6 protein-coding genes and 1 pseudogene are annotated in these 7,839 nt (G+C 68.1%); 2 read left to right on the forward strand and 5 right to left on the reverse strand.

Annotated elements, in window-relative coordinates; translation table 11 throughout:
- Window positions 1–65 precede the first annotated feature (65 nt).
- From F7R02_RS18695 to F7R02_RS18710, 4 genes are all read right to left on the reverse strand, one after another.
- Complete coding sequence (locus tag F7R02_RS18695; protein ID WP_078590879.1) at window positions 66–1,337, reverse strand: histidine-type phosphatase; 1,272 nt, start codon at window positions 1,335–1,337, stop codon at window positions 66–68.
- A gap of 8 nt (window positions 1,338–1,345) precedes the next feature.
- Window positions 1,346–1,702, reverse strand: coding sequence for a hypothetical protein (locus F7R02_RS26970; RefSeq protein ID WP_078590881.1), 357 nt, complete (start codon window positions 1,700–1,702; stop codon window positions 1,346–1,348).
- A 185-nt stretch (window positions 1,703–1,887) separates the two neighbouring features.
- Window positions 1,888–2,631 carry a YceI family protein gene (locus tag F7R02_RS18705; RefSeq protein WP_005920166.1) on the reverse strand — a complete coding sequence of 248 codons (744 nt, stop codon included), beginning with the start codon at window positions 2,629–2,631 and terminating at the stop codon, window positions 1,888–1,890.
- Window positions 2,632–2,861: 230 nt separating this feature from the next.
- Complete coding sequence (locus F7R02_RS18710) at window positions 2,862–3,452, reverse strand: malonic semialdehyde reductase (RefSeq protein WP_003483243.1); 591 nt, start codon at window positions 3,450–3,452, stop codon at window positions 2,862–2,864.
- Window positions 3,453–3,585: 133 nt separating this feature from the next.
- Here F7R02_RS18710 and F7R02_RS18715 point away from each other — a divergent pair, with 133 nt between their 5' ends.
- Window positions 3,586–4,533 (forward strand): mitochondrial fission ELM1 family protein, encoded by a 948-nt coding sequence (locus tag F7R02_RS18715; RefSeq protein WP_078590883.1) that lies wholly within the window; start codon window positions 3,586–3,588, stop codon window positions 4,531–4,533.
- Between the two features lie 235 nt (window positions 4,534–4,768).
- Here F7R02_RS18715 and F7R02_RS18720 read toward each other — a convergent pair whose 3' ends face one another.
- Window positions 4,769–6,724, reverse strand: coding sequence for a S53 family peptidase (locus tag F7R02_RS18720; RefSeq protein WP_078590889.1), 1,956 nt, complete (start codon window positions 6,722–6,724; stop codon window positions 4,769–4,771).
- 783 nt (window positions 6,725–7,507) lie between these two features.
- Between F7R02_RS18720 and F7R02_RS18730 the strand changes: the two are divergent.
- Window positions 7,508–7,672: pseudogene (locus tag F7R02_RS18730) on the forward strand (VUT family protein); the annotation flags it as partial.
- Between the last annotated feature and the right edge of the window lie 167 nt (window positions 7,673–7,839).

Consider the following 7,839-nt stretch of genomic DNA (forward strand, 5'->3'; position numbering starts at 1 on the left):
AGCGCGCGTCGGCTCTAAACGCATCGCTGCGCCGCTTCTCCCGCACATGCCGTGCATGACACGCGCTACGGTGGCACCGGCCAGGACTGCATGGCCGGCAGCGCCACTTGCACCTGGGCCGGATCGATGCGCGTGCGCAGCCAGGCCGATGCAACCGGCAATAGACACAAGGCCTCACCGTGGCAACCGGGCAAGACCAGCGTGGACGAGGCCAGCGCCTCGTCATCCAGGCGCCCGCTGCGCAACGCCGACAGGCTTGGCATCAGGGTCCGCACGCGTAGCAAGGGCGCGCCGTCGCGTTCGAGCAGGTCCAGCACCAATGCGCCGCCGGGCGGATAGTCGTCGGGGCGATCGCTGCGATGCCACTGCACGCCGAGCAGCCCACCAAGCGTGGCCAGATTGGTGTCGTGGCCCACCAGCACCAGCAACCGCGTGGAGGGCGGCGCCAGTGCCGCCACCGACGGCGTTTGTCCGACCGCGGCCTGCATAGTGGCCAGCAGATGCGCGAGCAGGTTGGATGCCGCCGCCGTGGCAACCGGCAACGGACGCTTGCTCTGTGCGAACGAGGTGTTGTGCAGGGCAAGCAATTGCGCCACCGCGGCGCGATCCACCCGGCCCCAGCCCAGCTGCGCCGCATCGAAGCCTTCGACGTCTTCCAGCATCAGGTTCTCGGCCAGTCCACCGGCCAGCTTCAGGGTACTGGCCGCGGCCGGCGAGCCGTCGCGCGTAGCCGGCTCGTAGAGCAGCCGGGTAGGCGGCGGCGTGGCGCAGCGCCCGTGCTGGCAGGCACTCAACACCGCCTGCAAGTGCGCCAGCTGCGCGCGCGTCTCAGCCTCCAGCCGCACCGGCGGTGCGGGCGCCTTGCCGCCATCGAACAAGGCGTTGCGCTCGCCTTCCGGCAGGGCCTGGTAGCGCATTGCGCAGCCAGGCGCCATGCCCTGCAGCAGCGCCTGCGCGCTGGCGTGGTTGCGGGCAGCGCTGTCGGCGATGGTGACGATCTGTTCGGTGCCTGCGCAGCCACTGGCCGCCAGCCCGAGCGGCGGTGCCAATCGCAGGCGATAACGTGCGCCCAGCGCCTGCATGCCCGCCCGTCCGTGCGGCGTCAGCTGGCCCGCAGCCACCGGCCAGTGCGGCCATGGCTGCGCGCTGTAGCGATCCAGTTCGCTGCCGGGCTGGGTCGGTGCACGGATGCCATGCCGCACCAGCACGATGGTCAGGCGCAGGTGCGCGGTTGTCGCGGCGGTCTGTTTTGCGCAGACCGGTTTTGCCATCGGCAGACAGAGCGCCAGACCGAGCAGTGCGTGCCGCATCGTCCTGGCAAGAAAGTGATTGCGCATGGCGTGCCTCAGAACGTCGCCGACAACGCGAGCACTACCCCGCGTCCAAGCTGACCGACATACCGCGGTGCATTGATGGAACGCGCGCCAAGGGTGCGCGTGCCGCGAGGCCGGACATCGCGGTGGTGCCATGCCTGCCACTGCAGGAACAGCGGCAACGATCTACCGAAGTGCACGACGGACATCACCCGTCCAGAAAAATGCGCCCAGCCTGCGCGGGCTGGATGACGCGTGGATGACAGCCGCCAACTGCGTTGCCGCGCGGTGCGCCTGGCCGTTGATTCGGCGATGGCGACGGCGCGACCTGCGAGACAGCGACGCGGCGTCAGGTTGCCGAACGTCGCGGCGGCCACCTGTTTGCCCATGCCACGGTCACCGTGGTCCACGCTGTCGGCTATGCCGTGAGCGGCGGCGTTTCCCAAGACACGCCCCCAACACGCTGGCGGCCCCAGCATGACCTCGCCACACCCGACGGGGTCGCACGTGGCCATCCCCCTCAACGGCAAAGGCCCGCCGAAGCGGGCCTTTGCCTGGACAGCAGCCAGACCGCTTACTTGGCTGCGGCATCCTTCGCCGCCGCATCGCCCGCCTTGGCCTGCAGGGCTTCGGTGGTGATGCGGATCTTCACTTCGTCGCTGACGTTCGGGGCGTACTGGCCCAGGCCGAAATCGCTGCGCTTGATGGTGGTGGTGGCGTCGAAACCGGCGGCCGGCACCTTCTTCATCGGGTGCTCGCCGGCACCGTTGAGGGTGACGTCCAGCACGACCGGCTTGGTCTGCCCCTTGATGGTCAGGTCGCCCGTGACGGTCAGCTTGTTGGTGCCGGCAGCTTCCACCTTGGTGCTCTTGAAAGTGGCGGTCGGGAACTTGGCCGCATCGAAGAAGTCACCGCTCTTCAGGTGTTCGTCGAACTTGGCGGTGAAGCTGTTCAAGCCGGACAGCGGCAGGGTGACCTGCACGGTGGACTTGGTCACGTCGGCCGCGTCGTACACCAGGGTGCCGTCGACATTGCCGAAGTGCGCGCTCGGGTTGGAGAAGCCGAAGTGGCTCCACTGCGCCAGCACGTCGGTATGCGACGGGTCCAGGGTGTAGGTGCCCGATGCCACTTCCACGGCCGGGGCGGTCGAGGCGGCAGCTGCCGGTGCAGGTGCCGGCGCAGCAGCGGCGTCGGCCGGGGCGGTGGCCGCCGCCGGGGTTTCGGCGGCCGGGGCGGCAGTGTTCTCGGCCGGCTTGGAGCAGGCGGCAATGGCCAGGGTCAGGGCGAGCGGCAGCAACAGCTTGTGGGTGGTCTTCATTGGAACTCCATAGGATAGAGACGCGTCGGAACAACGCGGGTGGGACAGATGCAGACGGTCGAGGACTGCAGGAAACGCAAGACACCATGTACGTCGACACGGCGAGCGAGATCAAGCGATCGTCAGGCGAACGGCCAACGGCGTCGCTTGAACGTGGCAGGCACACGCAGTGTGCCGGGCCGACGCGCGCCGTCCACGGCGCTGTGCCGCAGTCGGAACGCATGCATCCCTTACTCGAAACGTGCCGCTTCGTCGAAGCTCAGGCGTGGCGAACGCGGGAACAGCCCGGCCGGGTCGCCATAGCCGAGATTGACCAGGAAGTTGGACTTGATCGGCGTGCCGGCAAAGAACGCCGCATCCACCTTCGCATTATCGAAGCCGGACATCGGGCCGGCATCCAGTCCCAGCGCACGCGCGGCCAGGATCAGGTAGGCGCCCTGCAGCGAGCCATTGCGGAACGCCGATTCGGTGCGGCCCTCGCGCGGGCCGTCGAACCAGCTCTTGGCGTCGGCATGCGGGAACAGATACGGCAGCTTCTCGTGGAAGTCTTCGTCGTGCGCCACGATCACCGTCACCGGTGCGGCCAGCGTCTTGGCGGCATTGCCCTCCGACAGCGCCGGCTTGAGCTTGGCCTTGCCTTCGGCGCTGGTCACGAACACAAAGCGCGCCGGACAGCTATTGGCCGCGGTGGGCCCCCACTTCACCAGCTCATACAGCTCACGCAGCACCTCGTGGCTGACCGGCGTGTCGGCAAACGCATTCTGCGTGCGGGCGGTGCGGAACAGCTGATCCAGTGCGGCGGCGTTGAGCGAGTCGGACATGAGCACTCCAGAGGAAGGGTGGTGCGACGGTAGGCTGCGGCGTCGGCGCCAGTGTGAAGACCCGCAGTGTAGAGTGGCGCGATTGCCGCCACACGCGTTCAATCTGAAACAAATCTATGTCGGATCTGAAACGATGGGGCTGACCTGGGCACTGAGCGACGGCCGTGCCGGCAATGCGCGCCAGGCCGAGGCGCTGGCGCGTGCATTGCAGCCCGATGCCTACCAGCCCCTGCACCTGGAGCCCAACGCGCCGTGGCGTTGGGCGGCGCCGTGGCGGCTCCCCGGCGCACGGCGGGCGTTTGGCGCGGCATTTGCCGGGCAACTGACGCAGCCCCCGGCGCTGGCCATCGGCTGCGGCAGGCAGGCGGCGCTGGCCACCCGGTTGCTGCGTGCCCACGGCAGCCGCAGCGTGCAGATCCTGGATTCGCGTCTGGATCCGCGGCACTGGGACCTGCTGGTCGTGCCCGAGCACGATGCACGGCGCGGCAGCAACGTGCTCACCCTGCTCGGCAGCCTGCACCCGGTGGACGATGCGTGGCTGGCGGCCGGGCGGGCGGCCTTTCCCGCACTAGGCGGCTTGCCCGGCCCGCGGCTGGCCCTGCTGGTCGGTGGGCCCACCGACCAGGTGCCGTGGACGCCACAGGCGCTGGCGGCGCTGTGCACGCGCTTGAGCGCCCAACTGCGCGCGCTGGGCGGCAGCCTGCTGGTCACCACCTCGCGCCGCACACCGGGCGATGCAATCGCAACGCTGCGCGCGGCCTGCGTCGGCCTGCCGCATCTGCTGTGGTGCGACCAACGCGATGGGCCCAACCCGTATGCCGGCCTGCTCGGCTGGGCCGATGCCATCGTGGCCAGCGCCGATTCGGTCAACCTGCTCTCCGAAGCCTGCGCCACCCGTGTGGCGGTGACCGCCGCGTTCGGCGAACAGGCAGGCGGGCGCGTGGGCGCCTACCTGCAGGCATTGCGACAACGCCAGCGTTTGCGCCCGGCAAATGAAGTTCTCGCCGGCGCTGTCGATATCGTGGCAGTGCGCGAAACCGAGCGCATCGCCATGCAGGTGCGCGCCCGCCTGCTGGCATGACCCAAGGCCCGTCAGCGGGCCACTGATACTCAGGACGCTTCGCATGACAGGGTTGGCGGGCCACTCGCTGCGTCCCAAGCAGTGGCCGAGTCACGCTGCCGCATACAGCAGCAGCCAACCCTGGTGACATGCACGCCCTGCGCTGCAGGCCGACAACACAGCTGATCGACCACGGCGTGATCGTCGTTGCATCGGCGGTGTTGCCACGACGCCGATGCCTTCAACCGCGCTGGGTTTACGGATTGCTGGGAGAACGCGGAATGCCTGCAGGCGCCGCGTCCAGCGCGCCGATCATGAGCCGCACGATCGGGGTTCCCAGGCCGGTGGTGTAGTTGTACTTGCCGGCGATCGGTACGTCGTTGCTGACGACCCCGTTATTGCCGGGGATACCGCGGTGGTAGGCCTCCGGTCCGTTGGCAGCCAGGCGATACAGGTAATCGTTGAGATTGCCTTGCCGGCCCTGCTTCTGCACCAGCAACGCGGCCACGCTGGCGAACTCCGGCGCCGCCACGCTGGTGCCGATCACCTTGGTGATGGCACCGGCCACGTAAATGGACACCGAGCTGGTGCCCTGCTGGCAGGGATGCACGGCGATCCCCGGGCAACCACCGACCAGCATGCCGACATCGGGCAATGCGCGCATCGAGGTGCGCGTGCCGCCCAGCGCACGCAGCTGGTATGCCGGACGCTGGAACAGCGTGCTGACGCCGCCACCGGCACCCCAGTAGCCGCCGCTGAGCAGCGCGCCGACGCCATATGGGTCCTCGGCCTGCAACGGGTCGGCAAACGCGCTTTCGCTGAGGTAGGTCGAATCCAGGCTGCCCTTCTTGTAGGCAGTGAGCAGGTTGCCGCCACCGACCGCGGTTACATACGCATCGGCGGCGGGCCAATGCACGCTGGGGACGTACCGGCCGTTCTTGCCGTCCACCAGGTATTGCGTGTCCGGGCAATCCAGGCCGGCGTTGTCGCCGCTGGAGGCGACGAAGCTGATGCCCTGCGCGTTGCCTTGCTTGAAGACCGAATCGAACAGGCCAAGGATGGAGGTGGCGTCATTCCCGTTGTAGGCCGCGGTGAACACCTGTTCGCAGAACCCGAACGAGGAGCTGACCACGTCGGCCTCATTGTCCTGCACGATCTGCCGGTAGCCGGCCAGGATGGAATCGATGGAGAGATCGGGGATCACGTACAGCAGCACGTGCGCGCCCGGTGCGCCGCCAAGCGCCATGTCCACATCGAGCGTTGCTTCACGCGCCGCAGCGCGATTGCCATCCCCGGGCTTGGCACCGGCCACATAGCGGCGTGCGTACAGCGTCGGATTGGCATGGTTGCCGGCATACCGGCTGAAGCGCTCGTGGTCGAACATCGCGGCGATGTCCGTGTCCAGCACGTCGCTGCCGATCAAGACGGCAATCGTGCTGCCGCTACCGTCGAGCCGCTGTTGCTTGCCTGGCGCACCAATCATCGTCTGGTAGGACGGATAGCCGTAGGCCTGCTTGAGATCGTTGTACCAATAGCTGGTGGTGCCGTCGCCAGAGCGGTTGCCGGGCTCGCCGGCCAGCACGCGCGAGTCCATGCGCGCCGCCGGCAGCCCCCGGCTCAGGCCGGTGACGGTGACACCGTTGGCACGCAGCGCGGCCGGCAGCTGCAGCGGAGCGGCAGCCGCCAGGCGCACCTGCTGGCCGGCCTTCAGATCAGCGACCAACGGCGCGGCAAACAGCCGCTCCACGCTGTCGGCATTCGCGCTGACATGCAGGGTTGGCCCCTGCTGCACCACGGTCATGTGTGCGGCCTGCAGGGCCGCGCGCACCTGCGCGAGCTGCGCAGGTGCCGGACCAAAACGCCGCTGGAAGTCGGCCGCGGACAGCCACTTGTGGTACTGCGGCGACAGCGGGTCCTGGATGTCGGCCAGCAGCGCATCCAGCGCCACCTGGTCGCGTGATGGCAGATGCACGTCGAAGGACACGGGCGCTGTGCGCAAGCTGGCCGTGATCGCGTCAATCCGGGCATCGGTGACGGTGGTGGCAGCGTTGGCGCTGCCGAAGGCCAACAGCGAAGCGGACAGCAGGGCAGTCAGCAGCGGCCGACAGCGGATGCGAGTAAGCATGGATCTCTCCAGGGGGCACAGCAGTGAGCGAGGCCGAATGGCATCGCAGGGACGTGCACGAACGCTCGCGACCACCGGCGCGATCATGTCGACACGGAAACAGGACACAGATGCCGGCTGCGATCGATGGCCGCGCGGGCCGCGATCCACGCGGCTGGCCGCTGACACAGACCACGGCAAGGCCGAGCGCTGCCGGTGCACCATCGCGACACTGCACATTCGGCGGCTATCTCCATCGGCATCGGCAGGTCGCGCGGCTTTCAAGGGTTGCCATCACGCAGACGGCGGGTCGGGAGCCGGGACGATACGTGCGATGTCTACCGCTGAAATGCCAGCGGGCGAGGTTGTGTCGCCATCAGCGAGGTGCGCGCGCCTGCGGCAGCAGGTGCCGCTGCGTGCCAGCTCGCCGCGCGTGGCTGCCTCAAGGTGCACGCCGTTGCCGCGAGCACCTGCAAGCGCCCATTGCGCGCACCTGCGCCCGCTCATCACCGCAGTTCCTACGTCGAGGCTGCCGCCTGCTTTGCGATCACCGCGTGCTGCCGATGCCGCCGGTCAGGCGTCATGTGCACGCGTCACCGATGACGACCCGATGTCGTGGCGCAGGCTTGCCATCCGCTGTGCACATCGCATGCCGACGGTGCTGCCGAGCGTCGCCGCCGCCACGAACGCACGCGCCTTTGTACTGCGGCCGCGACGTGCGCACGCGCCCAGTCGTCGCCGCCGACGATACAGGCACGGTCCGGCGCCAGGCGCCTGCGCGATACGGGAAGGGGTCTTCGCGCAGCGGCGCCGTGGTCGGGGCGCGCATCGCTGCGCTGGTCCAGCCCTGCCGTCGAATCGATAATTGCGCGCCCAATCAACCGTGTCGCCATGGGTCCTGCCTCGCCACCTGCCTTTGCCCCGCTCACCTCCCGTGCATTGATCTGGGCGGTGTTGGCAATGGGCGCGGTGGTCCTGCTGTCCAACATCCTGGTGCAATACCCGATCAACGACTGGCTGACCTGGGGCGCGCTCTATAACCCGCTAGCGTTCCTGAAGGTCGGCAGAGATTCCTTTAAAAAGGCTGACAAAGTGAGCTAAGGAAGCTCTGAACAACGCACCACAGATACGCGACACTACCCGCCTCATCATGTAGAGGATCATCTATGCAGCTGACGTTCGGTGACGCTGAGGGCCTGGGCAAGCGCAAGCAGACCCGGCGC

It is taken from the genome of Xanthomonas cissicola, from assembly GCF_008801575.1.
Classification (GTDB): domain Bacteria; phylum Pseudomonadota; class Gammaproteobacteria; order Xanthomonadales; family Xanthomonadaceae; genus Xanthomonas; species Xanthomonas cissicola.

Coding starts and splice junctions, on each gene's coding strand:
- F7R02_RS18695 (WP_078590879.1), bottom strand. CDS start 1,337: ATGCGCAATCACTTTCTTGCCAGGACGATGCGGCACGCACTGCTCGGT.
- F7R02_RS26970 (WP_078590881.1), bottom strand. CDS start 1,702: ATGGGCAAACAGGTGGCCGCCGCGACGTTCGGCAACCTGACGCCGCGT.
- F7R02_RS18705 (WP_005920166.1), bottom strand. CDS start 2,631: ATGAAGACCACCCACAAGCTGTTGCTGCCGCTCGCCCTGACCCTGGCC.
- F7R02_RS18710 (WP_003483243.1), bottom strand. CDS start 3,452: ATGTCCGACTCGCTCAACGCCGCCGCACTGGATCAGCTGTTCCGCACC.
- F7R02_RS18715 (WP_078590883.1), top strand. CDS start 3,586: ATGGGGCTGACCTGGGCACTGAGCGACGGCCGTGCCGGCAATGCGCGC.
- F7R02_RS18720 (WP_078590889.1), bottom strand. CDS start 6,724: ATGATCGCGCCGGTGGTCGCGAGCGTTCGTGCACGTCCCTGCGATGCC.